We start from the raw sequence: 24,474 nt of genomic DNA, 5'->3' as shown, positions 1-24,474 counted from the left end.
CCCCATGAGCAAGTTCTTCGCGGAGTTCAAGGAGTTCGTCAGTCGCGGCAACGTGATGGACATGGCAGTCGGCGTCATCATCGGCGGCGCGTTCACCGGCATCGTCACGTCGCTCACGGACAACATCATCAACCCGCTCATCACGTTCCTGACCGGCGGCGGAACGGAGATCTCCGGCCTCGTGGTCCCCGGCACCAAGATCGACTTCGGCGCGTTCATCAGCTCCGTCATCAACTTCCTCATCGTGGCGCTCATCGTGTTCATCCTCGTCAAGAGCGTGAACAGGCTGAGCGAGGCCACGGCGAAGCTCACGCACGCACAGGAGCAGAAGGAGGAGGCCGCGGCCCCCGTGTGTCCGCACTGCCTGGAGGAGGTCAAGGCCGGCGCCACCCGCTGCCCGCACTGCGGCGGCGAGATTCCCGGCGGCGCCCGCGCGAAGGCGTAGGCGCCCGCACCAGCACCGTTACGTAACGGGCCCCCGGCAGCGCCGGGGGCCCGTTTCTTGTGCAAAGCCCATTGGCGTTGGCACTATGCCAGGACGACGAGCCCTTCCGGCTCCTCCCGCACGTGATACAGCCCCGCCGCCACGTCACGCGCCACGGCATACTCTCCGGACTTGAACAGCGCGAGCACCACCCTCTGGAAGCGCGGCGCGTACGACGCCAGCACCTCGAGCGCCACGCCCATCCCCTCCTCAAGCGGATAGCCGTACACGCCGCACGATATCGCCGGAAACGCGATGGACGCGTCGCCCAGCCCCAGCGCCAGCTCGCACGAGCAGCGATAGCAAGACTCAAGCTCCCGCCGACATTCGTCCGCCCTTCTCGCGCTGTACACCGGACCGACGGTGTGGATCACATGGCGCGCCTGGCGTATGCCATACGCGCCCGTCGCCTTCGCCTCGCCCGTGCGGCAGCCGCCAAGCGTGCGGCACTCCTTAAGCAGGGCCGGCCCGGCGGCGCGGTGGATGGCACCGTCCACGCCCCCGCCGCCCAAGAGCGTGTGGTTCGCGGCGTTCACAATGGCGTCCACATGCTGGTCCACGACGGAGCCTTGCACCACACAGAGCATGGCTAGTCCTTCTTGCGCAGGTAGCGGGCCGCGTCTGGATCGGTCGGCCGCAGAAACTGCTTGCAGATGTTATCCGTGCGCAAATACTCCCTGCCCCACGGGTCCGTCAGCGGCACAAGGTCGCGCGGGCTCTTCGCGAAGTACATGTCGGGGTCGCGGGTCTCGTGCGGGTCGGCCAGCGTGTAGCCCCTGCTGCACGAGCCCTGGTACCTCCCCCACTCCTCGTTGTACGAAAAGCTGCTGAATATGCAATCGGAACAGTGCAGTCCTGTCGCCATCGGTCATCCTTTCCAAGGCATCGCCACCCATAAAGTCTTCCCGGCGAGCCGGCTTTGATTCACCCTGCTCGCCAGACGGCGTCCGCGCGCCACGCCACAAGCGCTATCGTGGTAGCGTCGCACCACGCATCATCGCACGAACGTCCACCACAGGGGAATGGGAGAAGAGCATGCGCGCCAGGATCGCAAGGGCATTCGTGGACTGGCTGGAAAGCGCCGGCGAACGGCTGCTTCGCGACCGCGTCGTCGTGGCATCTGCCGACACCATGTTCGGGCCCACGCAGGTCGTGGACGTGCACGACGCCTCCGGCGCGCCCGTCCGCGTGCTCGAGGTGGACGGCACGTGGCAGAGCGCCACCTACCTGGACGACTCCTGGTGCGAGCTCGTCTTCCCGTACCACCGGCTGTTCGCGCGCGCAATGGAGGCCATGGGCCGGCGGCCCCGCCGCGTTCTCATGCTCGGCGGGGGCGGCTACGCGTTTCCCAAGTACCTCGTCGCGCACGACCCGGACGTCCGCGTGGACGTGGTCGAGGTCGACCCCGCGGTCTCGCAGCTCGCGCGCGACCACTTCCTGCTGGACCGCCTCGACCAGATGAGCCCCGGCAGCTCCTCGCGCATCAGCACCACCAACATGGACGGCCGCGCGTTCTTGGAGGGCGGCTACGGGCACGCGCGCTACGACGTAATCGCAAACGACTGCTTCGGGGCGCTTCTGCCCACGCGCTCCCTCGCCACGCTCGAGGGCGCCCGCGTCGCGAGGGGCCGCCTCGCACGGGACGGCATCTACGTGGCAAACGTCGTGTCCGCGCTCGAGGGAGAGAGGTCGCGGCTCCTTCGCGACGTCACGTGCACGCTTCGCGAGGTCTTCTCGCACGTGTACGTCATCCCGTGCTCCACGGACGAGCCGGACGTGGAGGACAACAACGTCGTCGTCGCGTCAGACGCGCCGCTCGCGCCCGAGGGCGCGTTCGAGCTCTCCTGCGACCCCGCGGGGGACGTGCTTCGCGACTAGCCCCACCGCTCAAGCCTCCGTCTGCCGTACCTGCCCCGCCCGCACGTCGAGCGCACGGGGCGTCTGGCGTAAGAGCCGCGGGCGGCGCGCCGGGGCGCGCATATACTCTGTCTCGTCTTTTTCGAGCGGAGGGAGAGCGCATGTCACAGGGCGAGGTCGCACGCACGCCCGTCTCGTTTGCGTCGGCAGACGGGGTCTCGACCATTCACGGATACGCTTGGTACGCGGGCGACCCCACGGTCGGCCACGAGGCACGCCCCAGAGGCGTCGTCGTGCTCGTGCATGGCATGGCCGAGCACATCGAGCGCTACGACGAGTTCGCCCGCTACCTCGCGGACGGCGGCTACCTCGTCTGCGGCCACAACCAGATCGGCCACGGATCGAGCGCCGCACCGGATCGCTGGGGCTGCCTTCCCGTCCACGGCGGAAGCAAGATCCTGGTGGAGGACGTCGAGCGCCTGCGCGTGCTTGCCGCGACGTGGTGCGCGCCCGGCACGCCGTGCTTCGTGTTCGGCCACTCCATGGGAAGCTTCGTCGCCCGCCACTACGCCGCCACGTACGGCGACAGGATCTCTGGCGCCGTCATCTGCGGCACCGGCTTCGTCGAGCCCCGCACGTCACGCGCCGGCCACGCCATGGCCACGGCGATTGCGCGCATGCGCGGTCAGGACCACAAGAGCGCCCTTCTCCACGCAATGGCGGATGGAGCGTACGCGAAGGCCATCCCAAACCGCCGCACGGACTTCGACTGGCTGTCCCACAACCAGCGCAACGTGGACGCGTACATCGCGGACGACGCGTGCGGCTTCATGTTCTCCGCAGGCGGGTACGCCACGCTCACGGAGCTCACGGCAGAGGTATGCACGCTGGAGTGCGCGCAGCGCGTCCCGCACGACCTCCCGCTGCTCTACGTCGCCGGCGCGGAGGACCCCGTGGGCGATTGCGGCCGCGGCGTCGTGCGCTCGGCCGAGCTCGCGCGACGCGCCGGCTCCACCGACGTCACGTACCGCATATTCGACGGCATGCGGCATGAGGTCCTCCAGGAGGACGGCCACGCCGCCGTGTTCGACTGCGTGCGCGGCTGGCTCGACCGGCACGTGCCCGTCCCGAACCAAGACCCCAAGATGGAGGCATAGCATGGGCGAGAAGTACATAGTCGCGCTCGACCAGGGCACCACGTCCTCGCGCGCCGTCCTGGTGGACCACGCGGGGCGCATGGTCGACTGCGTGCAGCGCACGTACCCGCAGATCTACCCCAAGCCGGGCTGGGTGGAGCATAACCCGCAGGAGATCCTGTACTCGCAGCTCGGAAGCCTGACGGAGCTCGCGAGCCGCCACTCCCTCACCGCGGACAACGTCGCCGCCATCGGCATCGACAACCAGCGCGAGACCACGATCGTGTGGGACCCCACCACGGGCGAGCCCATCCACAACGCCATCGTCTGGCAGTGCCGCCGCACCGCGCCCATCATCGACGAGCTGTGCGGCACGCAGGAGGCAAGGCGCATGGTCCAGGCGAAGACCGGGCTCCTGCCAGACGCGTACTTCTCGGCCAGCAAGATCAAGTGGCTGCTCGACAACGTGGACGGGGCGCGGGAGCGTGCCGAGGCCGGCGAGCTCGTGTTTGGCACCGTGGACACGTGGCTCGTGTGGGTGCTCACGGGCGGGCTCGTGCACGCGACGGACCCCACGAACGCCAGCCGCACCATGCTGTACAACATCCACGAGGGCCGCTGGGACCAGGAGCTTCTGGACCTGTTTGGCATTCCCGCCTCCATGATGCCGGAGGTGCGGCCGTCCGCCTCGTTCTTTGGCGAGACGAGCTACCCGGGCATCCCGGCGGGCATTCCCATCCGCGGCGTCGCCGGCGACCAGCAGTCCGCGCTGTTTGGCCAGTGCTGCTTCGAGCCCGGCCAGGCGAAGAACACGTACGGCACTGGCTGCTTCCTGCTCATGAACACGGGCGAGCAGGCGCCGGTCTCCAAGAATAACCTAGTCACGACCATAGCTGCCACGCCGCCGGACGCGCCGCACGTGCAGTACGCGCTCGAGGGCAGCGTGTTCGTGGCAGGCGCCCTCATACAGTGGCTGCGCGACGAGATGCACCTCGTCCGCACCGCCGAGGAGACGGAGTTCCTGGCGCGCAGCGTCCCCGACACGGGCGGCGTGTACATCGTGCCAGCGTTCACCGGTCTGGGCGCCCCATACTGGAAGCCTGACGCGCGCGGGATCATCTGCGGCATCACCCGTGGCACCACGCCGGCGCACGTGGCGCGCGCCGCGCTCGAGGCGCTGGCGTACCAGACGTACGACCTCGTGCGCGCCATGGAGGCCGACGCCGGCGTCACCCTGCGCGACCTGAACGTGGACGGAGGCGCATCGCGCAACGACTTCCTCATGCAGTTCCAGGCAGACGTCCTGCGGGCGAGCATCAGGCGCCCCCAGAACATCGAGACCACGTCCCTTGGGGCCGCATACCTCGCGGGCCTCGCAAGCGGGTTCTGGTCGGGGACGCAAGATCTTCTCGCCCTGCGCTCCTCTGACGACGTGTTCCGTCCTACCATGGACGAGGACGACGTTGCCGGCCTTCTGGCCGGCTGGAAGGACGCGATTAGGAGATCGATGTAGATGGACCTCTTCGTCAGCCAGGCCATCAGGCGCTACGTAAGGGACTCGCACGCGGAGGCGCTGGAGCTTCTGCGCACGCTGGCGCGGATTCCCGCACCGTCGCACCACGAGGAGCAGCGCGCGAGCTTCATCGCGGGATGGCTTCACGCGCACGGCGCGCGCAACGTGCGCGTGGACGACGAGAAGAACGTGCTGTGCCTGCTGATGAACCCCCGCGAGAGGCGCGAGGCGCACCACGACGCGCAGACTCTTGCCGAGAGCGTGAAGAACCACACGCTCACGATGTACGCCGCCCACACCGACGTCGTGTTTCCGGACACGGCGGAGCTGCCGCTTCGCGAGGACGACGCGCGCATGTGGGCGCCCGGCGTGGGCGACGACACCGCGAACCTCGTGAACCTGCTGATGGCGACGAAGTTCCTGCTGCAGAACCCGCTTGCACTGGACAGGGCCACGCGCAAGGGCAACATCCTGGTGGTCGCGAACACCTGCGAGGAGGGGCTCGGCAACCTCGCGGGAACGCGCAACCTGTTTGAAGAGGTCGGCGACTGCGTGGACCGGTACTTCTCGTTCGACCTGTACCTTCCGCAGTGCATCTCCGTATGCGTGGGGTCGGAGCGCTACCAGATAGACGTGGAGTGCACGGGCGGCCACTCGTACCACGACTATGGCAACGCGAACGCCATAGAGGAGATCTGCTCGATAATAGAGGACCTGTACCGCATAAACCCGCCGACCGACGTGATGGACGGCGCGCACACCACCATGAACGTGGGAAAGATCGAGGGCGGCACCACCATCAACTCCATCCCGTCGCACGCGATGGCGAAGTTCGAGTTCAGGTCTTCCTCGCGCGAGAACATCGAGGTCATGCGCGCGTTCTTCGAAAGCGTGATCGAGAGGCACCGCCACGAGCTCCTGAAGCGCGATGACGCCGGCAAGATCACGGTCACGACGCTGGGCGTGCGCCCGTACGCGAACGGCGTGGACGACGAGGCGCTGCGGAGGATGACGGAGAGAAGCGCCGCCATCGTGAGGCGCGTGACGGGCGGGGACCCAGACCTGAGGCCGGCCTCCACGGACGCGAACGTCCCGCTTTCCCTGGGGATTCCCGCGAACACGATAGGCACCGTGCGCGGCGCGAAGCTCCACACCCGCGGAGAGTGGATCGAGAAGGAGAGCCTGAAGGAGGGCCTCGAGGTGGTGCTGCGGCTGATGCTGGGAGACTAGCCCCTACGCGCAGCGACAGCGGCAGAGGCTACGTACCCCGAGTGGCTCCCGGGCAACGTCCCCGTGCGAGCAGGGACGCCTTACACCAGGGCGTTTTGAATGTGGTCTGTCATGCATTATCATAGGACAGATGGCGATTGGACCGGACATGGGGTGATGTAGTGGCAGCTGACGACGCACGGGGCGACTCCGCCAAGCCAGACACGACCGCAGACGACGCACGAACACCTCAGGTGCCGGAAGAGACGGAGCCGAAAAGGCCGAAGCATGCTGCCCCGCCGAAAGCGGAGCCAAGGCCCGAGGCAGAGCCGGAGACCGCGCCGGAACCTGAGGCAGAGCCGGAGCACGAGACCGAACCGAAGCCCGAGGCAGTGCGGGAGCTTGGGGACACGGGAAAGATCTACGTGCCGAAGACGGAGTACACCGCACCGGTCAAGGCCACGAGCGAGCTGGACGCCAAGAAGCGGTCCATGACGATCAGGGCGGTCCTTCTCGTCGTGCTTGCCGCCATCCTGGGGTCGACGCTCATAGTCACAAGGTGTTTTGGCCTGCTGAGCGGCACGACGGTGCCGAGCGTCGTTGGCTACGGGGAGGAGCGGGCGCGCGCGACCCTGGAGCGGAAGGGCCTTAAGGTCAAGGTCGAGGAGCAGGAGACGGAGCGCGTCTCTGACAAGGGGCACGTGCTTTCCACGGAGCCGGCGGCTGACGAATCCGTGGGCCCCGGAGGCACCGTGACGATCGTGGTGGGCACCGTGACCCAGGAAACGCAGGACGCACCGAACCTCGTGGGGCTTTCCAAGGCGGATGCCGCGAACGCCATCATGCAGACGAACTTCTTTGTGCAGGATGACGTGATGTACGCATACTCGAGCACCGTGCCCGCCGGGACGGTGATAAGCCAGGCGCCGCAGGCAGGCAGCGAGAGGATTCGCGGCACCGCCATCGACCTGATAGTCTCGGACGGGCCGAACCCGGCCGGGACCGACGGCGACCACGCGAGCGAAAGCGGCAAGAACACCGTCACCATCCCGGACGTGGTTGGCATGACCTACCAGAACGCCGTCACGCTGCTGAGGGGCATGGGCCTGAAGAGCGCGCGCGGAAAGGACGTGCTGGACTACGGCATCCCCGCGGGCATGGTCTCGAGCGTTTCACCCGCCGTTGGCGACGAGGCGGAGGTAGGTTCGACCGTGACCGTCTACGTAGCGAAGTCGGACGAGTAGGGACGCCCGTCAGCCGAAACGGGCGTGGAAACAGAACGTGTGGCATTATTGAGGGGCGGCATGAGCGCCACCCGACCTGTATACTCTTTAAGAATCCCTAACGAGACCTTGGAGAGCCATGTTCCCGAAGTTCTGCCCGAAATGCGGCGCACCACTAAAACCCGGTCAGGAGTTCTGCATGGAGTGCGGAACCCACCTTGACGTCTGGCAGGACGACGATGCCGTCGAGCCGGAGCTCGCGGACGCCGAGGAGGCCGTGGCGGAGGACGACCCGACGCTGGTCGTGACCGGGCCCGCGAAGGACGAGGCCGCAGGAAAAGAGACGCAGGAGGCGGAGTCCGCCAAGGACGTCCCCGCGGCAGCGCACCGCCTGCACCACGACGGCGCCACCGAGCAACCCGCCCCGCAGGACGGCGCATCGTACCTGCCCGACCTTCCGAACTACGGAAAGCCCCAGGGCTTCGACGTGATCGACGCGTCGAGCTCGCCCATGAGGGCGCCCGTGGGCACGAACCCGACCGAGTCCCGCTTCGAGAGGTCCGACAGCTTCTGGACGTCTGACAGGAGGGTTCCCATCGCCATCATCGCGGCGACGGCCGTGCTGGTGCTGCTGATCTTTTTGGCATCCTCCTGTGGAACCGGCTTCAGCGACCCGCAGGCAAGCAAGGTCACGCCGCGCGTGGACAGCGGGCAGACGTCCGAGAGCTCCACGAAGAAGGACGGCTCCTCCAAGAAGGACTCGAAGAAATCCTCCAAGAAGAGCAAGAAAAAGGACCCCGACGCAGGTCTGACCGATGAGGAGAAGGCCGAGAAGAAGGCCATCAAGCAGTACTCCGACAAGCTTCAGGACTACCGCTCGAAGGTTGACGCGGCGGTCTCCGACTACAAGACGCTATACACGGCGGACCGCACACAGCGCACGGCAAAGCGCGAGGAGGTGCAGGGCCTCATCTCGCAGCTCCAGACGGACCTCGATGCGAACAACGCCCTCGCCTACCAGGAGACAGCCCCGTTCTATCGAGCGTGGATCGCAACGGGCAACTGCTACAACGACCTGCTGACGGCGGCGCAGAGGGTGGACAACGCCTGGGCGATCGACCTTGGGTTCAACTACCCCTCGTACTATCCCGAGACGCTGCAGACGCCGTTCGAGCAGAGCACGTCCGAAGGTGGCGACATCTACCAGGCCCTGGCGGACTACGACAGCAACTACACCCAGATCAGCTTCGAGAAGAGCGAGTAGCACACGGGCGAGGGACGCCCGCGGGCGTGGGGACGCCTGAATCGCACGAACGCGGAGGGGCCGGTCGGCAGTTCACTCAAGCCGACCGGCCCCTCTTTTTGGCAGCGGTTGTGCATTCGTGCCACATGACCCAGGCCGCTACAGGCCAAGCGCACCGAGGTCGAACGGCAGCACGGGTCCCTCCGGCGCGCCAGCCTCGTCCTCTGGCTGCGGCGCCTCCGGAAGCGGCGCGCCGGTCGCGCGCGGACCACGATCCGTCCACGCGACGGGAAGACCGAGGGACGCAAGCGCATCTACCACGGCGGGCAGCCCTTCCGGAACGGTGCCCTCTGGCAGTGGGCCCCCGTCCTTCTCGCCCGAAGGGCAGCTGCCGTAGGCGGACTGCCCCATGCCCGCGCCGATAAGCTCCGTGGACCAGCCCCAGCCTTCGAGGCTTGGCGCGGCGCCAGCGCGACCGGGCGCCCACGCGTCGAGCGAGAGGACCGCGAGTGAGGCGGTCAGGAGCGACGCCTCCTGCGGGGTAAGCGTCGCGACCTTGCGGGGACGCGACGTGCCGCAGGTGGCCCAAAGCTCGAGGGCGCCGTCCTCTCCCCTTCCCGCAAACGCCTCGAAGCTCCACGCGAGCCTGAGGCGCCAGTTGACGCGAAGGTGGAACAGGACGAGGTGCCCGAGAAGCCCCGCGCGCGCCGAATCGCGCACGGGACTCATCTCCTGCACGGCGGACTGCGGAACCGTGACGGAATACTCGTCCGCGGTGGGATCGATGAGCCCCACCTCGCACATGCCGTCATGCACCTCGAACACGCTGCCGTAGCCGCCGGTCGCGGCCACGTGCACCAGGGAGTCGCGCTGCATGGCGGCTAGATCCCGCGGTCGAGCTCGTCCACGAGCTCGGCGAAGCGCGCGAGCGCGGCGTCGACCGCCTCGCCGGACGCCATGTCCACGCCGGCACCGCGCAGAAGCTCGATGGGGGTCTTGGAGCAGCCGCCGGACAGGAAGCCAAGGTAGTCCGCCACGGCAGGCTCGCCCTCGCGCAGCATGCGCTCGGACAGGGCGACGGCCGCCGCGAAGCTCGTGGCGTACACGTAGACGTAGTAGTCGTAGTAGAAGTGCGGAATGCGCGCCCACTCGTGCGCGATCTCGTCGTCCGACTGCACCGCGTCGCCGTAGTACAGGTCGTTCAGCGCGCGATAGCGGGTGCAGAGCGCACCTGCGCCCACGCCCTCACCCGCGGCGCACGCGGCGTTGGCGTCGCGCTCGAACTCCGCGAACATGGTCTGCCTGAACAGGGTGCCGCGGAACATCTCGCAGAAGTGGTTCACGAGGAACAGGCGCTCCGCGTCATCGGTGGTGTGGTCGAGCAGGTAGCGGATGAGCAGGCACTCGTTCGTGGTCGAGGCGACCTCCGCCACGAACATGGGGTACTCCTGGTAGCGCGGCGGCTGGGTCTCGTTCGAGAGCCACGTCTGCATGGAGTGGCCCATCTCGTGCACGAGGGTGAACACGTCGTCGAGCGTGCCCTGGAAGTTGAGCAGGATGACGGGGCGCATGCCGTGACCGTCAGCGGAGTACGCGCCGCTCATCTTCCCGGGCGTCTCGTACACGTCGATCCAGCGCTCCGAGAGGGCGCGGCGCACGACGGACACGTACTTCTCGCCCAGCGGGGCGAGGGCCTTAAGCATAAGGTCGCACGCCTCCTCGAACGTGTAGCGACGCTCCGGAGCCTTCACGATGGGCACGTAGAGGTCCCAGTAGCGCAGCGCGTCCAGCCCGAGTGCGCGGCGGCGGACCTCCGTGTAGTGGTGGAGGGACTCGACGTTGCGGTGGACGGAGTCGATGAGGCTCGCGTACACCTCGACCGGGACCTCCGTCGGCGTGAGCGACGCCTCGAGCGAGTTGGCGTAGTGGCGCGCGTTCGAGAAGAACGCGAGGTGCCGCATCTGCGAGGCCAGAAGCGCGGCGCACGTGTTCCTGACGGAGCGGTACGTGCCGTAGACGCTGTGGTACGCGGACTCGCGCAGCGCACGGTCCGGCGACATCTCCAGCGGGACGTAGCTGCCGTGCGTGACGGCGTGCCTCTGGCCGTCCGCGTCCGTCGCGTCCGGGAAGCTGAGGTCCGCGTCGTTCAGCATCGTGAACGCCTTGCCCGGCTGCTCCATCAGCTCCTGTGCCTGGGCGAGGATCGCCTCCTGCTCAGGCGCGAGCGTGTGGGCGGCCAGCGCGCGGATGCGGTCGAGCGCCAGGCGATACAGGCCAAGACCGGGCGTGGACGCGTACCACTCTTCAAGACGGTCGCCGTCGAGCGCCTGCACCGCGGGCTCGAACCACGACGAAGCGGCCGACACGCGCGTCGCAAGGCTCGTCACCCGCGAGTTGAGGTCCTGGTAGCGGCTAACGCGCGTGTCCTCGTCCGCGCGGCGCGACGCGTAGTTCCACAGGCGCTGCACGCGGATGGTCGCATCGTCGTCGAAGCGCAGGTAGGCGAGAAGGTCTGCCCCCGTCGCCGTAGCCTTCTCTCGCCAGCCGGCGTACTCGGCCACGAGCGAACCCGCCTCGTCGAGGGCGCGCTCGAAGTCCTCGTCGCTTGCGAACAGGTCGCTCAGGTCCCAGCGGTAGCGCTCGGGCACCTGGTCCCTGCTCTCGTACGTCACGACCTTCTCGCCCGCGGCGCCCTTGTTGTCCGTGCTGTCCTTGGCTTCCTCTGCCATGTGTGCCTCCGTCTTTCGCGCGGCTAGACGATATGTAGAGTGATCGGGACCTCACTCTGTAAAGCAGTGGCCATCGAGTGGCAGCGTGGGTTAGGCTCGGTCTTGAAGGAGTCCGGCTTACCACATTCACAGGAGGTCCCGACCATGTTGTACTCTACCAGCATCGGCCTTGACGTGCACGCCCGTTCCATCAGCGCCGCGGCGTTCGTCTTCGAGACGGGCGAGGTCGTGCAGCGCACGTTCGGCTACGACCCCGACGCGGTCGCCGCCTGGGCGGCCTCGCTGCCGCAGCCCGCGGGCTGCCTCTACGAGAGCGGCCCCACGGGCTTCGACCTGCAGAGGAGGCTCGTCGCCCTCGGGCTGCCCTGCCACGTGGGCGCCGTCTCGAAGATGGTGCGGCCCTCGGGCGACCGCGTCAAGACCGACAGGAGGGACGCCCTTTTCCTCTCGAGGCTGCTGGCCGTGGGAGAGTTCGTCGAGTGCGCCCCTCCCACGCCGGCCATGGAGGCGGCGCGCGACCTGTCCCGCGCCCGCGAGGACGCGCGCGAGGCGCTGATGAGGGCGCGCCACCAGCTGTCGAAGTTCCTGCTCAGGAAGGGCCACGTGTGGCCGAAGGGCAGGTCCACGTGGACCAGGGCGCACCGCGAGTGGCTGCGCTCCATCGAGCTCGACGACCCGTGCGAGCGGCTCGTGCTCGAGGAGTACGTCGCGCAGGTCAGGGAGTGCGAGGAGCGCCGCGACCGCCTCGACTCGGCCATCGCCGAGAGGTCCGGCGCCGACGACCTCGCCGGCGTCACCTCCAGGCTCCGCGCCCTGCGCGGCGTCTCGACCGTCACCGCCTTCGGGATCGCCGTCGAGATCGGCGACTTCTCCCGCTTCGCCAGCCCCAGGGCGCTCATGTCCTACGTCGGCCTCGTGCCGTCGGAGTCGTCGTCGGGCGAGACGACCTCGAGGGGCGGGATCACCAAGACCGGCAACTCGCACGTCAGGCGGCTCCTCGTCGAGGCCGCCTGGCACCACGCCAGGCCCCTGTCGCCGGCCTCCGAGACCGACGTGGCCTCGTCGGCGGGGCTCCCGGCGGAGGCGGCGGGGATTGCGGCGCGGGCCAACCGCAGGCTGCACCGCAGGTACCTCGACCTAAGGGCGAAGGGGAAGGGCGCCAACGTCACCAACGTCGCCGTCGCCCGCGAGCTCGTCGGGTTCTGCTGGGCGCTCGCCCTCTGCGGGTGAGCCGCCGAGCCGCGAAACCACCCTCCCGCACGCGCGGCGCGGCCGAGGCGCGTGGGGCACCCCGCGATTCGACTATGCGCAGCGAGGCCGGGCCTCGCCACGCGCGACCCTAGACCAGCGGAGCTCCCCAGCCGAAGCGTCGGAATGCGTTAGCCAACACGCGGATATCAGACTTGCAGTCGTGCGTCGAACCAGACACGCCCTGGGCGCCGTCGCGCGGGAGGTGGCCATAGAAAAAGGTGGGCCGGTCCCCGAGAAGTCGGAGGCTGGCCCACCTTTGCCACTTGACAAGTCTATCTACATATCAGTCGAGCCTGGACTTGATGTCCTCGACCTCCGCCTTGATCTTGTCTATCAGGTCGAGCTTCTGCTCGAGCCTGTCCTGCATCTCCTCTACGTGGTCCGTGGCGTAGGCGTTGTTCAGGCGCTCCTGCAGGCGGTCCACCTGCTGCTGCAGGTCGGATATACGCTTCTGCCTGCGTACGATCGCGTCCTGCGTGCGCTGGCGCCACTCCTCGTGGCGAGCCTCGCCAAAGGCGCGCTTCTTGTCCCAGAAGCCCTCCTTCGCCGTGTTGAACTCCTCCCACAGCGTGTCGTTCAGCTCGCGCCCGGCAAAGCCCAGCTGCTTCCACCTGCGGTCGAGGTCCTTGGCACGCTCCGTCGCCTCGCGCGAGAAGTCATCCGCGGCCGCAAGGGCGCGCGCCTCGTCCACAAGGGCCCGCTTCGCGTCCGCAGCCTTCTTCTGCGCGGCCTCGAGCGCCTCGTAGTGGGCGTGCTGCGCGTCGAAGAACGGCTGGCGCGCCGCCGCGAACTCCTCCCACAGGCGGTCGTTGTCCGCGCGGTCCGCGACGCCGGCCTCCTTCCAGCGCGCCATGAGGTCCTTCATCCGCTGCGAGGCGGCACGCCACTCTTGGCCCTTCCAGTCGGGAGATGTCACCGCCGCCTTGCGGGCCTCCTCCACGAGTCGCTCCTTCGCGGCCTTCGCCTGCGCACGCGCCTGCTCCAGGCGAGCATAGTCCTCCTCGCGCGCGGCGTTGAACGCCTTGCGGGCCTTGTCGAAGCGCTGCCAGAGCTCCTCGTCGGCCTCGTGGCCGCACGTGCCGGCGGCCTTCCACTCGTCCATCATCTCGCGCATACGCGCGGCCGTCTGCTTCCAGCTCGTGGAGCCGGCCAGGCGCTCGGCCTCGGCCGCAAGGGCCTCCTTCTTCTTGCGCGCATCGTCGCGGGCGTCGTCCCGAGCCTGGTAGAACGCCTCGCGTGCCGCGTCGAAGCGCTTCCAGAGCGCGTCCTCTCGCGGGTCGTGCCAGCGGCGCAGCGAGCGCCACTCGTCCGCGAGCCTACGGAGGTCCGCCGACCCGTGGCGCCAGTCCTTCTCGCCCGCGACGCGTTCCGCCTGCTCGCAGAGGGCCTCCCTCCTGGCAAGCTCCTGCTCCAGGGGCGATGGCGCTGCGTCCGCCATCCCCGTTGTCGCCCCGTCCGCCGTCTTCTGGGCCGATGCCTCGGCCGCCTTCGCGGCCTCGCTGTCCTGATCGAGTGCCATGCGCATCTCCTTGCAACACATGAGACGTGGCCCTGCCTCGCGGGAGGGCCCAGCTTTGACGCTGCAGCCTAAAAGGCTACCACACCTGTCGCAGGGGGCGTTCTCCCGACACCCCAGCGGTCGCCTGTCTCGACCTCGGGCGGCCGCGCTTGGGTATCATGGGTACGAGGGCAACGTGAGGAGGAGCGGTGGCCAAGGATCCGGCTCGGTGCGAGGAGACGATGGATTGTCCCTTTCGCGTGGACGGCAGCAGCTGCATGGGAAGCATCCGCCTGTTTGCGGGGCTCCCGGAGTCCGCGCGCAACGACCTCATGGCGCACGCGCTGCGCTCCGCCCACCCCGCGGGGAGCCTGCTGGTACGCGAGGGAGACCCCATCGAGTCGATCCTGGTAGTGCGTCACGGACGCATCAAGACGTTCCACGCGGACGCGGACGGCGAGGAGTACCTCCTGGACATCCTGCACGACGGCCAGGCCATCTGGCACGGCATGTTCCTGAAGGAGAACGTCTACCGATACAGCGTCGGCTGCCTCACCCACGTCGACCTCTGTCGCATCCGCCGCACGGACTTCATGCGACTCATCGGCGACAGCCGCGAGGTCGCGACGAGCCTAGTCCAGACCCTTGGCACGGAGCTCGTGGAGGCGGAGGAGAAGATCAAGGTCCTCAGCACGAGGGACCCTCGGCGCCGCCTGGCGAAGTTCCTGCTGTGGCGCGACGAGCGCTGCATCGGTCCGGAGATTCACCTCACCCTGGGCGACATCGCGAACTCCGTGGGCCTCAGGCCGGAGACCGTCAGCCGCGCCCTTGGATCGTTCGAGCGCGAAGGCATGGTACGGCGCATCGGACGCGGCAAGATCCGCGTGCTCGACCACGGCGCGCTTCGCAGGCTCTGCGACGACGCATAGACGCAGGCCTCGTGACGGGTGCCCCGCGCGGCGTGCTCCCGCATGCATAAAGCGAAGGCCATCTCGCATATCACTTTTCCTGCGCCACTCACGGCAAAAACTTTTCTCCGTTACTTGACTGTAATCAAGGAACTTTCTGCCACCCCAAGATATGTTGTCTAACGACAGACATTTTCTTGAGGAGGCGATGGGAATGCTCGGAAGGGTCCACTCTCTGGAGTCGTTTGGGTCGGCCGATGGTCCCGGCGTCCGCTACCTCGTCTTCCTGCAGGGCTGTGCCATGAGGTGCCGCTACTGCCACAACGTCGACACCTGGGCCCGGGACAAGGGGACGCTCATGTCCGTGGAAGAGGTGCTCGACAAGGCCGAGCGCTACCGCGGCTACTGGGGTGAGGACGGCGGCATCACCGTGAGCGGCGGCGAGGCACTCCTCCAGATCGACTTCGTCACGGAGCTCTTCGAGGAGGCAAGGCGGCGGGGCATCGGGACCTGCCTCGACACGGCCCTCCAGCCATTCACCAGGCGCGAGCCGTTCTTCGGCAAGTTCGAGCGCCTCATGGGGTCGTGCGACCTCCTGCTCGCGGACCTCAAGCACATCGAGGCGACGGAGCACAAGAGCCTGACCGGCCACGACAACGCCAACATCCTCGACGCCCTCGCCTACCTGAGCGACATCGCGAAACCCGTCTGGATACGCCACGTCCTCGTCCCCGGCATAACGGACGACGACGCATACCTCCGGCGCACCGCGAAGTTCATAGGAACCCTTTCGAACGTGGGGCGCGTCGAGGTCCTCCCCTATCACACCCTCGGCGCCTACAAGTGGCGGGAGCTCGGCATCCCGTACACCCTGGACGGCGTCGAGCCGCCAAGTCCCGAGCGCGTGCAGAACGCCAGGCGCATCCTCGGGGCACAGGGCGCTCCCGCCTAGTCACACCGCGAACCACCTGCGCAGCGCGCAGTAAAGCCAATAGCAGCCAAAACGGCGGCGCGGCCGCCAGAAAGAGAGGAGCACGATGCAGCTTAGGGAAGAGTGGAACGGCTTCGCCGCAGGCCATTGGACGTCCGACGTGAACGTCCGCGACTTCATCCAGCAGAACTACACGCCCTACGACGGGGACGAGTCTTTCCTCGCCGGCCCCACCGAGGCCACGGACAGGCTCTGGGGCAAGGTCCAGGAGCTTCAGGCGCAGGAGCGCGCGAACGGCGGCGTCCTCGACTGCGAGACCGAGGTCGTGAGCGGCCTCACCGCATATGGTCCGGGCTACATCGACCCCGAGCTGAAGGACCTCGAGAAGGTCGTGGGCCTTCAGACCGACAAGCCCCTCAAGCGCGCGTTCATGCCGTACGGCGGCATCAAGATGGCGCAGCAGGCCGCCGAGAGCTACGGCTACAAGATCGACCCGAAGTACGACAAGATCTTCAATGAGTACCACAAGACCCACAACCAGGCCGTGTTCGACGCGTACACCCCCGAGATGCGCGCCGCCCGCCACTCCCACATCGTGACCGGCCTGCCCGACACCTATGGCCGCGGCCGCATCGTCGGCGACTACCGCCGCGTCGCCCTGTACGGCATCGACTTCCTGATCGCCAAGAAGCAGGAGGACCTCCTGAACTGCGGCGACGGCACCATGACCGACGACGTCATCCGCCTGCGCGAGGAGATCGCCGAGCAGATTCGCTCCCTCAGGGGCATCAAGGACATGGCCGCCACCTACGGCTTCGACATCTCGAAGCCCGCCACCAACGCACACGAGGCGTTCCAGTGGCTGTACTTCGGCTACCTCGCAGCCATCAAGACCCAGAACGGCGCGGCCATGTCCGTCGGCCGCATCGCGACCTTCCTGGACATATACATCGAGCGCGACCTCGCTGCGGGAACCCTGACGGAGTCCGAGGCCCAGGAGCTCGTCGACCACATGGTCCTCAAGTTCCGCATGGTCAAGTTCGCGCGCATCCCCAGCTACAACGAGCTCTTCTCCGGCGACCCCGTCTGGGCGACGCTCGAGATGGCCGGTCTCGGCCAGGATGGCCGTCATATGGTCACGAAGAACGACTACCGCTTCCTGCACACGCTCGAGAACATGGGACCCGCGCCGGAGCCCAATCTCACCGTGCTCTACAGCAAGCGCCTTCCCCTCAACTTCCGCCGCTACGCCGCGAAGGTCTCCATCAACACCTCCTCCGTCCAGTACGAAAACGACGACGTGATGCGTCCCGTCTGGGGTGACGACTACAGCATCTGCTGCTGCGTCTCCGCGACCCAGACCGGCAAGGAGATGCAGTTCTTCGGAGCGCGCGCCAACCTGGCGAAGTGCCTGCTCTACGCCATCAACGGCGGCAAGGACGAGAAGTTCCTGGACAAGAAGACCGGCAAGAACATGCAGGTCGGCCCGGAGCTCGCGCCGATCACGAGCGAGTACCTCGACTACGACGAGGTCATGCACAAGTTCGACCTCATGATGGACTGGCTCTCCGGCCTGTACGTCAACATCCTGAACCTCATCCAGTACATGCACGACAAGTACTACTACGAGGCCGCGGAGATGGCGCTCATCGACACCGACGTCCGCCGCACCTTCGCCACGGGCATCGCCGGCTTCAGCCACGTGGTGGACTCGCTGTCCGCCATCAAGTACGCAAAGGTCAGGTGCATCCGCAACGAGGACGGCCTCGTGACCGACTACGCAATCGAGGGCGACTTCCCCCGCTACGGCAACGACGACGACCGCGCGGACGACATCGCGGTGTGGCTGCTCAAGACCTTCATGGGCAAGATCAAGAAGCACCACACCTACCGCAACTCCGAGCCGACCACCTCGATCCTGACCATCACGTCGAACGTGGTCTATGGCAAGGCCACGGGCGCCCTGCCCGACGGTCGCGAGGCCTTCAAGCCGTTTGCGCCCGGCGCGAACCCCGCGTACGGCGCGGAGAAGAACGGCCTTCTCGCCAGCCTCAACTCCGTGGCCAAGCTCCCGTACGAGTATGCGCTCGACGGCATCAGCAACACGCAGACCATCAACCCAAGCGCGCTCGGCAACGACCTGGAGCAGCGCAAGGCGAACCTCGTGAACGTGATGGACGGCTACTTCGCCGCCGGTGCCCACCACCTGAACGTGAACGTCTTCGGCGTCGACAAGCTGAAGGACGCGATGGAGCACCCCGAGAAGCCCGAATACGCCAACTTCACGATCCGCGTCTCAGGCTATGCGGTCAAGTTCATCGACCTCACCCGCGAGCAGCAGCTCGACGTAATCGCGCGCACCTGCCACGACCACATGTAACGCGGGCACGTGACGCGGCCTGCTCCAGGGGCCGCCACATCGCAACACGCGAAAGGAGCCTCCCGCACCAGACGGTGCCGGGAGGCCCCTTTCGCCGCGCGCGTCAGGCCGCGGCCCCTCGTCGGGTCCGGAACTGGAAATCGCAGGGTCGGCCGTTCGGTGCCGCGCGCTTCGCGCTACCCGCGCCGCGACCCCTGCCTGCCCATGCCGCCCTTGTGGCCCGAGGCCTTGTTCGGCCCGATGCCCTTCTGGCCAAAGCGCATGCCGCGCATCTCCTGCCGCCTTGGCTTCGAGCCCTTGATCTTCCCCCACGCGTCGCGGGTCCTCTCGTTCTTCATTATTCGCTCCCAACCTCGATTCATGCGTTTCTCGCCCAGCGCGCCACGCGGCCTCACGTCACGTCCAGCATGACCTCCGAGCCAGACGGCCCCAGCCGCAGGTGCAGGCGGTTCTTGTCCGCGCGACGCACGAGCACGGCCACCTCGAACGGAACCATGTCCGCGTCGTACGTCGTCCTCACCACGCGGATCCCGGGGGCACCGCGTACCTGATCAAGCGCGTCTGCCTCCGCGGCATCCAGCACCACGGCCTCGAGGTACGCGTCCTCGTACGTGGGCAGAAGTCCCGCGTCCTCCGCAACGCACGCGTACAGCGACCGCTCCAGCCGCCCGCGCGTGAGGGCCGGGCACACGGACGTCGGCACGTACGCCGTGTTTATCTCCATCGGCACGCCGTCCGCGATGCGCAGGCGCCGCACCTCCCAGAGCGCCCCGTCCTTCTCGCCAAGGCGAAGCCGGTGCCTGAGGACTTCCGTGCCCGGCACCTGCCTCAGCGAGAGGATGCGCGACGACGGCGCCTTCCCCAGCGCCTCCATGCGCGCGGAGAAGTTCAGCGCGACATCGGTGGTACGGCCCTGCTGGTATCGGGCAACGAACGTGCCCTTGCCGCGCCGCCGGACGACGCGGCCCTCGTCCACGAGGTCGCGAAAGCAGCGCCTGACCGTCGAGCGCGAAAGGCCAAGCGCGCGGCAGATGTCCGCCTCCGCGGGAAGCGGCGTCTGCCCATCAAAGGCATGCGTGGCGATGAGCCCCATGAGCCTGAGCTTGAGCTGCAGGTACAGGGGTACGTCCGACGTCTTGTCAAGCGGCGTCGCGCATATGGCATCGAGTGCGTTCATGTGCTAAATGTACCATAGCTACCATACATTTGGACCAAATGCGAAAGCTCGCCCGCCAGGCAGCCGCAACGTGCGACGCTGAGACCACACACACCCGGCAGAAGGAGCACCCATGAGCATTCGCATCGCGTTCAGCGACGTGGACGGAACCATCGTTGACACGAACCACCACGCGCTTCCCGCGGACGGCCCCACCCTCAGGCGCGTCACGCAGCGCATCCCCCTGTGCCTGGTGTCGGGCCGCTCGCCGGAGGGCATCCACTCCGTGCAGAGGGCGCTGGGCATCACCGGCCCGATCGCGGCGTTTTCCGGTGCGTACGTGCTGGACGAGAAGGGCGACGAGCTCTACAGCAAGACCATCCCGCTCGACCTCGCGCTCGAGGTGAAGGCGTATCTGGAGAGTGACCTGCCCAACGTGGTGGCAGGCACGTACGGCTTCCACAAGTGGATCGTGGACGACGCGCGCGATTCGCGCGTGCTGCAGGAGGAGTACTTCGTGCAGACGCGCGCGACCCAGAGCCGCGACCTCAAGGGCACGTTCGGCAAGCGCGGCATCCACAAGTTCCTGCTAATGGGAGAACCCGACGCGATCCTTTCGGCCGAGAGCACCCTCGGCGCGCGCTACCCGGAGCTGACCGTGGTGCGCAGCAACGACGTCCTGTGCGAGGTCATGGCGGCCGGCGTGAGCAAGAGCCACGCGGTCGACGTGCTGTGCCACCACTTTGGCGCCAGCCGCGGCGAGGCCGTCGCGTTTGGCGACGGTCCGAACGACCTCGACATGCTGCTTGCCGTGGACGAGTCCTATGCCATGCCAAACGGCGAGCCGTCCGTGCGCGAGGCCGCCGCTCACGTGTGCGAGTGGTCCAACCTCGAGTCCGGCGTCGCAAAGACGCTCGCCCGGCTCGTGTTGGGGGAGGAGCCGGGCGAGCGCTAGGAGGGTCTGTGGGTCTGACCGCAGGCGGGCGTCAGAGCTTGGCCGCCATGACCTCGTCGATCGTGGGGATGGACGGCACGGCGCCCGCGCGCGACACCGCGATGGCGGATGCCTTCGCGGCGATGTCGAGCGCCTCGGGCACGGGCCTGCCCTCGCTCACGGCCCACACGAAGTAGCCGGTGAACGTGTCGCCGGCGGCGGTGGTGTCCTTCGCGTCCACGTGGTAGATGCCCTGCGCGTAGCGCTCGTCGCCCCGCTGGTAGCGCGAGCCCTCGGACCCGAGCGTCAGCACGACCGCGGCGTCCGGGTACTTCTCGCCCAGGCGCGCCAGGACCTCGTCCGGGTCCTCGGAGCCGCCGGCGACCTGCGCGCCCTCGACCTCGTTCAGCAGGAAGAGAGAGACCTTCGACATGTCGACGGCCTCCAGCGCCTCGTTGTACGGCGAGGGGTTCAGCACGACCCTCATACCGCGCGCGGCGGCCGCGTCCACGATGTGCGGCAGGCACGAAATCTCGTTCTGCAGGATCACATAGTCGCCCGCCGAGAAGTGCGAGAGGACCTCGTCCGCATACGCCTCGTCGATGCGCTGGTTTGCACCCCCGTACAACAGGATGCAGTTCTGGCCTCCCCTATCCACCTGGATGACGGTGTGGCCACTCGCGACGTCGACGGTCCGCACGAAATCCGTGTTCACGCCGGCCTCTCGGCACACGTCCAGAAGCAGGCCGCCCTCGGGGCCCACGAGGCCCGCCTGCCACACCTTGGCGCCGGCCCGCGCGCACGCGACGGCCTGGTTCAGCCCCTTGCCGCCGGGGTACACGTCGCGCCGCCCCGCGGCGAGGGTCTCGCCAGGCCTGACCATGTGGTCGACCTGGTACACGTAGTCGATGTTCAAAGATCCGAAGTCGAGAATCCTCATGAGCGTTCCTTCGTCTCAGAGAGCGCCTTGGACACGGCGCGTCTCCAGCCATCATACTTCCGACGCGACCACGCCTCGTCGCGCTCGGGCCTAAAGACCCGGCGTTCCACGCCGTCGAACAGCTGGTCCGCGTCGTAGATCCCCATGCCGCACCCCGCGGCGTACGCGGTGCCCATGCCGGAGAGTTCCTCCGTCGGGGAGACCGCCACCGGCACGCGGGCGATGTCGCTCTGGAACTGCATGAGGTATCCGTTGTGCGTGGGGCCGCCGTCCACGCGCAGCTCGCCGAGCGAGACGTCGGAGTCCCTCTCCATCGCCCTCAGCACGTCCGTTATCTGGTAGCCTATGCTGTCCAGCGCCGCGCGCACGATCTCTGCCCTGTGCGTCGTCCTCGTCATCCCATACAGCACGCCCACGGCGGCGGAGTCCCAGTACGGCGCGCCCAGGCCGGAGAACGCCGGCACCAGGTAGCTCTGGTCGCTCTCGCTCGCGGCGCGCGCGAGCTCCTCGGTCTCACCCACGGACTTCACGAGCCCCACGTCGTCCTTCAGCCACGTCACGACGGCACCCGTGTAGTTGATGTTGCCCTCCAGGACGTAGCTCACCTTGCCGCCCAGCTTCCACGCGAGGGAGGAGACGAGGCCGCTATCCGACGTCACGGGGCTCTCCCCCACGTTCATCATGACAGAGGAGCCGGTGCCATACGTCGCCTTCACCATGCCAGGCCGCAGGCAACCCTGCCCAAACAGTGCACCGTGGGAGTCGCCCATCACCGCGTGTATGGGGATGGGCGCGTCCAGGTAGCCCTCGAAGTCGGTCACGCCGAAGAGCGCGTCGGAGTCGCACACCTCGGGAAGCGCCGCAACCGGGATGCCGAACGCGTCGCACAGTTCCTCGTCCCACGTGAGCGTGTGTATGTCGAAGAGCTCCGTCCTCGACGCGTTCGAGTAGTCCGTCTTGTACGACTTCCCATGCGTCAGCCTATACACCAGGTACGCGTCAACCGTGCCCAGGCGCAGGCCGCCACGACGCAGACCCGAGGCGACGCCGTCCACGTTCTCGCAGATCCACGCGAGCTTCGCCGCGGGAAAGTACGGGGACAGCCTGGTTCCCGACCTCTCCCTCACCGCGTCTGCCATGCCCGCGGCCGCAACGCGCTCGCACACATCCTTCGCGCGCGCGTCCTGCCACACGATGGCGTTGTGGCACGGCGTGCCGTCCGCGCCCCACGCAAGCGACGTCTCGCGCTGGTTCGAGATGCCCACGCACGCGATGTCGCCCTTGTCGACGCCTGCCTTCGCGACCACGTCCGCCACGGTCGCGACCACGTTGCCATAGATTTCCTCCGGGTCGTGCTCGACCCATCCGAGATCGTTCACGATCTGCCTGTGGGGACGGTCCGCCCGGGCGAGAAGAGCCCCCTTTTCGTCGAAGAGGATGGCTTTGGTCCCCTGCGTGCTCTGGTCGATGCCCAATACGTACTTCGACATGTCCACCCCTAGAACGCGCACGCAGCGGTCAGCAGAACGTTGGGGTACGGCGAAAACTCGCCCGTCCTGATTACGAACTTGCAGCTGGCCTCCATGCGCTTCAGCTCGACGTGTGGCACGTAGTCATGCTCGACCCCCTCGAGCTTCTCCTGCACGTACGCATGGAGCTCGGGGTTCGCCTCCTTGATCTCCTCCGCAAGCGTATAGTGCTCGAAGACGCATTCGTCCGCAATCGCGTCCATGACCTGCCTAAACGTCGGAACTCCACCCACGACGGCCAAGTCCACGATCTCCACGCCCCTCGGTATGGGCATGCCCGCGTCCGCGATCATGTAGGTGTCCTTGTGCCCCAGCCCCGCAAGGAGGCCCGCAAGCTGCGCGTTGATGATGCCACTCTTCTTCATGGCGTGTCCCTTCGACTTGGGGGCGTCGCCCCGCCATGCGGCGGATGGCGGCGCCCCCACTCACTACGAACTGCTGTCAAGTCCCCTTGCAAGGGCGAGTCGCTATGCCGTTGCCGCGGCCTTCTCCTCGTTCTTGGACTCGTTTCTCGCCTGAAGCGCCATACGCGCCTGGATGTTGCGCTGCACCTGGTCGATCACGACGGCGACGATGATGACGAGACCGCGGATGACCTGCTGCCAGAACTCCGTGACGCCCATCATGGTCATGCCGTCGTTAATCACGCCGATGACGAAGGCACCCTCGATGGTTCCGATGATGGTTCCGACGCCGCCTGCCATCGAGGTGCCGCCCAGGACGGATGCCGCAATGGCGTTCATCTCCCAGGAGTTGCCAGTCGCGGGGTGCGCGGCCATCAGCTGAGAGGTGGTGATGATGCCGACCATGGCCGAGCACAGGCCAGAAATCGCGTACACGATGATGAGGCTCTTGTCGACCTTGATGCCCGACAGCCTCGCCGCGTTGGTGTTGCCGCCGATGGCAAGCACATGCCAGCCGAACGCCGTCTTGTTCAGGACGAGGCCCGCGATGACCGCAAAGATCACGAGGATCACGACGCCCATGGGTACGATTCCGAAGATGCTGGAGCTGAAGAACGAGAAGCCCATGTTGCCAAGGCCCGCCTTGCCCGCGATGTCGTTGAAGGTCGCGCCATTGGAGCGGATGTTCGCGAATCCGCGCCACACGTACATGGTGCCCAGAGTCGCAATGAAGGGCGTCACACCGAGCTTCGTGATGATAAGGCCGTTCACGACTCCCAAAAGCACGCCAATGGCAAGCGTAACGAGCACGACGACGGGGACGGACATGTAGATCGTGACGCCGAACATGGGCAGCGTCAGGCCCTCCTGCAAAAAGCCGCCCGCGAGCATGCCGCAGAATCCGACGACGGCGCCAACGGAGAGGTCGATGCCGCCCGTGATGATGACGTAGGTCATGCCGATGGCGAGGATGCCATACAAAGCCACGTGCTTCGCGACGGAGAGGAGCGAGTCCACGTTAAAGAAGTTCGGTGCCGCGAAGCTGAAGAACACGAAGAGAATTGCGAGAACGATGAGCGTACGACCCTTGAGCAGCGTCATCAACAGCTGGTTGTTGCCGCCCGAGCCCTTCTTAGTATCCGCTGCCAT

Annotated in this window: 23 protein-coding genes; 12 read left to right on the top strand and 11 right to left on the bottom strand. The window is 67.1% G+C overall.

Going from position 1 to position 24,474, the window contains the following annotated elements; all coding sequences use genetic code 11:
* Window positions 1-4 precede the first annotated feature (4 nt).
* Window positions 5-445 (top strand): large conductance mechanosensitive channel protein MscL, encoded by a 441-nt coding sequence (mscL, locus tag BLT96_RS01705; protein WP_090861349.1) that lies wholly within the window; start codon window positions 5-7, stop codon window positions 443-445.
* Between the two features lie 83 nt (window positions 446-528).
* Here mscL and BLT96_RS01700 read toward each other — a convergent pair whose 3' ends face one another.
* Together BLT96_RS01700 and BLT96_RS01695 are read right to left on the bottom strand one after the other, a co-directional pair.
* Complete coding sequence (locus tag BLT96_RS01700; protein ID WP_090861348.1) at window positions 529-1,071, bottom strand: macro domain-containing protein; 543 nt, start codon at window positions 1,069-1,071, stop codon at window positions 529-531.
* A 2-nt stretch (window positions 1,072-1,073) separates the two neighbouring features.
* Window positions 1,074-1,349 (bottom strand): hypothetical protein, encoded by a 276-nt coding sequence (locus BLT96_RS01695; protein WP_090845007.1) that lies wholly within the window; start codon window positions 1,347-1,349, stop codon window positions 1,074-1,076.
* Window positions 1,350-1,519: 170 nt separating this feature from the next.
* On the opposite strand from BLT96_RS01695, the gene BLT96_RS01690 reads away from it, so the two are divergent.
* The 6 genes from BLT96_RS01690 to BLT96_RS01665 all read left to right on the top strand — a co-directional run bounded on the left by BLT96_RS01690 (window position 1,520) and on the right by BLT96_RS01665 (window position 8,686).
* On the top strand, window positions 1,520-2,362 hold the full coding sequence (locus tag BLT96_RS01690) for a spermidine synthase (RefSeq protein ID WP_090861347.1): 843 nt from the start codon (window positions 1,520-1,522) through the stop codon (window positions 2,360-2,362).
* 140 nt (window positions 2,363-2,502) lie between these two features.
* On the top strand, window positions 2,503-3,498 hold the full coding sequence (locus BLT96_RS01685; RefSeq protein WP_090861346.1) for an alpha/beta fold hydrolase: 996 nt from the start codon (window positions 2,503-2,505) through the stop codon (window positions 3,496-3,498).
* Window position 3,499: 1 nt separating this feature from the next.
* The gene (glpK, locus tag BLT96_RS01680; RefSeq protein ID WP_090861345.1) at window positions 3,500-4,990 is read left to right on the top strand and encodes a glycerol kinase GlpK; all 1,491 of its coding nucleotides are present in this window, start codon (window positions 3,500-3,502) and stop codon (window positions 4,988-4,990) included.
* Window positions 4,991-6,220 carry a M20/M25/M40 family metallo-hydrolase gene (locus BLT96_RS01675; RefSeq protein ID WP_090861344.1) on the top strand — a complete coding sequence of 410 codons (1,230 nt, stop codon included), beginning with the start codon at window positions 4,991-4,993 and terminating at the stop codon, window positions 6,218-6,220.
* Window positions 6,221-6,381: 161 nt separating this feature from the next.
* Window positions 6,382-7,443: a PASTA domain-containing protein gene (locus BLT96_RS01670; RefSeq protein WP_157692096.1), complete on the top strand. Its 1,062-nt coding sequence runs from the start codon at window positions 6,382-6,384 to the stop codon at window positions 7,441-7,443.
* Between the two features lie 118 nt (window positions 7,444-7,561).
* Complete coding sequence (locus BLT96_RS01665; protein ID WP_090861342.1) at window positions 7,562-8,686, top strand: zinc-ribbon domain-containing protein; 1,125 nt, start codon at window positions 7,562-7,564, stop codon at window positions 8,684-8,686.
* Window positions 8,687-8,824: 138 nt separating this feature from the next.
* Here the strand turns inward: BLT96_RS01665 and BLT96_RS01660 are convergent, their stop codons facing one another.
* A complete protein-coding gene (locus BLT96_RS01660; protein ID WP_090861341.1) occupies window positions 8,825-9,541 on the bottom strand; it encodes a hypothetical protein in 717 nt (238 codons plus the stop codon).
* Window positions 9,542-9,546: 5 nt separating this feature from the next.
* On the bottom strand, window positions 9,547-11,394 hold the full coding sequence (gene pepF, locus BLT96_RS01655) for an oligoendopeptidase F (RefSeq protein ID WP_090861340.1): 1,848 nt from the start codon (window positions 11,392-11,394) through the stop codon (window positions 9,547-9,549).
* Between the two features lie 144 nt (window positions 11,395-11,538).
* On the opposite strand from pepF, the gene BLT96_RS01650 reads away from it, so the two are divergent.
* Entirely contained in the window at window positions 11,539-12,624 is a 1,086-nt protein-coding gene (locus tag BLT96_RS01650) for an IS110 family RNA-guided transposase (protein ID WP_090861223.1), read from the top strand.
* 304 nt (window positions 12,625-12,928) lie between these two features.
* Here BLT96_RS01650 and BLT96_RS01645 read toward each other — a convergent pair whose 3' ends face one another.
* Complete coding sequence (locus tag BLT96_RS01645; protein ID WP_172824964.1) at window positions 12,929-14,164, bottom strand: DUF349 domain-containing protein; 1,236 nt, start codon at window positions 14,162-14,164, stop codon at window positions 12,929-12,931.
* 188 nt (window positions 14,165-14,352) lie between these two features.
* Between BLT96_RS01645 and BLT96_RS01640 the strand changes: the two genes are divergently transcribed.
* The 3 genes from BLT96_RS01640 (at window position 14,353) to pflB (ending at window position 18,362) form a co-directional block, all read left to right on the top strand.
* Window positions 14,353-15,072, top strand: a complete 720-nt coding sequence (locus tag BLT96_RS01640; protein WP_245719293.1) for a Crp/Fnr family transcriptional regulator — start codon at window positions 14,353-14,355, stop codon at window positions 15,070-15,072.
* A 193-nt stretch (window positions 15,073-15,265) separates the two neighbouring features.
* Window positions 15,266-16,003 (top strand): pyruvate formate-lyase-activating protein, encoded by a 738-nt coding sequence (gene pflA, locus BLT96_RS01635; RefSeq protein WP_090864084.1) that lies wholly within the window; start codon window positions 15,266-15,268, stop codon window positions 16,001-16,003.
* 85 nt (window positions 16,004-16,088) lie between these two features.
* A complete protein-coding gene (gene pflB, locus BLT96_RS01630; RefSeq protein ID WP_090844985.1) occupies window positions 16,089-18,362 on the top strand; it encodes a formate C-acetyltransferase in 2,274 nt (757 codons plus the stop codon).
* A 176-nt stretch (window positions 18,363-18,538) separates the two neighbouring features.
* Here the strand turns inward: pflB and BLT96_RS10660 are convergent, their stop codons facing one another.
* Both BLT96_RS10660 and BLT96_RS01625 read right to left on the bottom strand, forming a co-directional pair.
* Entirely contained in the window at window positions 18,539-18,700 is a 162-nt protein-coding gene (locus BLT96_RS10660) for a hypothetical protein (RefSeq protein ID WP_172824963.1), read from the bottom strand.
* 53 nt (window positions 18,701-18,753) lie between these two features.
* A complete protein-coding gene (locus tag BLT96_RS01625; RefSeq protein WP_090861337.1) occupies window positions 18,754-19,539 on the bottom strand; it encodes a GntR family transcriptional regulator in 786 nt (261 codons plus the stop codon).
* A 112-nt stretch (window positions 19,540-19,651) separates the two neighbouring features.
* Here BLT96_RS01625 and BLT96_RS01620 point away from each other — a divergent pair, with 112 nt between their 5' ends.
* A complete protein-coding gene (locus BLT96_RS01620; protein WP_090861336.1) occupies window positions 19,652-20,473 on the top strand; it encodes an HAD-IIB family hydrolase in 822 nt (273 codons plus the stop codon).
* A 31-nt stretch (window positions 20,474-20,504) separates the two neighbouring features.
* Here BLT96_RS01620 and BLT96_RS01615 read toward each other — a convergent pair whose 3' ends face one another.
* The 4 genes from BLT96_RS01615 to BLT96_RS01600 form a co-directional block, all read right to left on the bottom strand.
* Window positions 20,505-21,392 (bottom strand): ribokinase, encoded by an 888-nt coding sequence (locus BLT96_RS01615; protein ID WP_090861335.1) that lies wholly within the window; start codon window positions 21,390-21,392, stop codon window positions 20,505-20,507.
* Window positions 21,389-22,882, bottom strand: a complete 1,494-nt coding sequence (locus tag BLT96_RS01610; protein WP_090861334.1) for an FGGY-family carbohydrate kinase — start codon at window positions 22,880-22,882, stop codon at window positions 21,389-21,391. The genes BLT96_RS01615 and BLT96_RS01610 overlap by 4 nt, the downstream gene beginning before the upstream one ends.
* An 8-nt stretch (window positions 22,883-22,890) precedes the next feature.
* Entirely contained in the window at window positions 22,891-23,286 is a 396-nt protein-coding gene (gene rbsD / locus BLT96_RS01605; protein ID WP_090844976.1) for a D-ribose pyranase, read from the bottom strand.
* Window positions 23,287-23,388: 102 nt separating this feature from the next.
* Window positions 23,389-24,474 (bottom strand): ABC transporter permease, encoded by a 1,086-nt coding sequence (locus BLT96_RS01600; protein WP_090861333.1) that lies wholly within the window; start codon window positions 24,472-24,474, stop codon window positions 23,389-23,391.

The organism is Parafannyhessea umbonata (assembly GCF_900105025.1).
GTDB lineage: Bacteria > Actinomycetota > Coriobacteriia > Coriobacteriales > Atopobiaceae > Parafannyhessea > Parafannyhessea umbonata.
Note: the sequence above shows the minus strand (reverse complement) of the source record. Positions and strands in the feature narration are given on the sequence as shown.

What these genes read in the sequence shown, in the direction of transcription:
- BLT96_RS01650 (WP_090861223.1), top strand. Translation starts at nt 11,539, where the DNA reads ATGTTGTACTCTACCAGCATCGGCCTTGACGTGCACGCCCGTTCCATC.
- BLT96_RS01695 (WP_090845007.1), bottom strand. Translation starts at nt 1,349, where the DNA reads ATGGCGACAGGACTGCACTGTTCCGATTGCATATTCAGCAGCTTTTCG.
- mscL (WP_090861349.1), top strand. Translation starts at nt 5, where the DNA reads ATGAGCAAGTTCTTCGCGGAGTTCAAGGAGTTCGTCAGTCGCGGCAAC.
- pflB (WP_090844985.1), top strand. Translation starts at nt 16,089, where the DNA reads ATGCAGCTTAGGGAAGAGTGGAACGGCTTCGCCGCAGGCCATTGGACG.
- BLT96_RS01665 (WP_090861342.1), top strand. Translation starts at nt 7,562, where the DNA reads ATGTTCCCGAAGTTCTGCCCGAAATGCGGCGCACCACTAAAACCCGGT.
- pepF (WP_090861340.1), bottom strand. Translation starts at nt 11,394, where the DNA reads ATGGCAGAGGAAGCCAAGGACAGCACGGACAACAAGGGCGCCGCGGGC.
- BLT96_RS10660 (WP_172824963.1), bottom strand. Translation starts at nt 18,700, where the DNA reads ATGAAGAACGAGAGGACCCGCGACGCGTGGGGGAAGATCAAGGGCTCG.
- BLT96_RS01660 (WP_090861341.1), bottom strand. Translation starts at nt 9,541, where the DNA reads ATGCAGCGCGACTCCCTGGTGCACGTGGCCGCGACCGGCGGCTACGGC.
- glpK (WP_090861345.1), top strand. Translation starts at nt 3,500, where the DNA reads ATGGGCGAGAAGTACATAGTCGCGCTCGACCAGGGCACCACGTCCTCG.
- pflA (WP_090864084.1), top strand. Translation starts at nt 15,266, where the DNA reads ATGCTCGGAAGGGTCCACTCTCTGGAGTCGTTTGGGTCGGCCGATGGT.
- BLT96_RS01645 (WP_172824964.1), bottom strand. Translation starts at nt 14,164, where the DNA reads ATGGCACTCGATCAGGACAGCGAGGCCGCGAAGGCGGCCGAGGCATCG.
- BLT96_RS01675 (WP_090861344.1), top strand. Translation starts at nt 4,991, where the DNA reads ATGGACCTCTTCGTCAGCCAGGCCATCAGGCGCTACGTAAGGGACTCG.
- BLT96_RS01615 (WP_090861335.1), bottom strand. Translation starts at nt 21,392, where the DNA reads ATGAGGATTCTCGACTTCGGATCTTTGAACATCGACTACGTGTACCAG.
- rbsD (WP_090844976.1), bottom strand. Translation starts at nt 23,286, where the DNA reads ATGAAGAAGAGTGGCATCATCAACGCGCAGCTTGCGGGCCTCCTTGCG.
- BLT96_RS01600 (WP_090861333.1), bottom strand. Translation starts at nt 24,474, where the DNA reads ATGGCAGCGGATACTAAGAAGGGCTCGGGCGGCAACAACCAGCTGTTG.
- BLT96_RS01690 (WP_090861347.1), top strand. Translation starts at nt 1,520, where the DNA reads ATGCGCGCCAGGATCGCAAGGGCATTCGTGGACTGGCTGGAAAGCGCC.
- BLT96_RS01610 (WP_090861334.1), bottom strand. Translation starts at nt 22,882, where the DNA reads ATGTCGAAGTACGTATTGGGCATCGACCAGAGCACGCAGGGGACCAAA.
- BLT96_RS01700 (WP_090861348.1), bottom strand. Translation starts at nt 1,071, where the DNA reads ATGCTCTGTGTGGTGCAAGGCTCCGTCGTGGACCAGCATGTGGACGCC.
- BLT96_RS01620 (WP_090861336.1), top strand. Translation starts at nt 19,652, where the DNA reads ATGAGCATTCGCATCGCGTTCAGCGACGTGGACGGAACCATCGTTGAC.
- BLT96_RS01625 (WP_090861337.1), bottom strand. Translation starts at nt 19,539, where the DNA reads ATGAACGCACTCGATGCCATATGCGCGACGCCGCTTGACAAGACGTCG.
- BLT96_RS01685 (WP_090861346.1), top strand. Translation starts at nt 2,503, where the DNA reads ATGTCACAGGGCGAGGTCGCACGCACGCCCGTCTCGTTTGCGTCGGCA.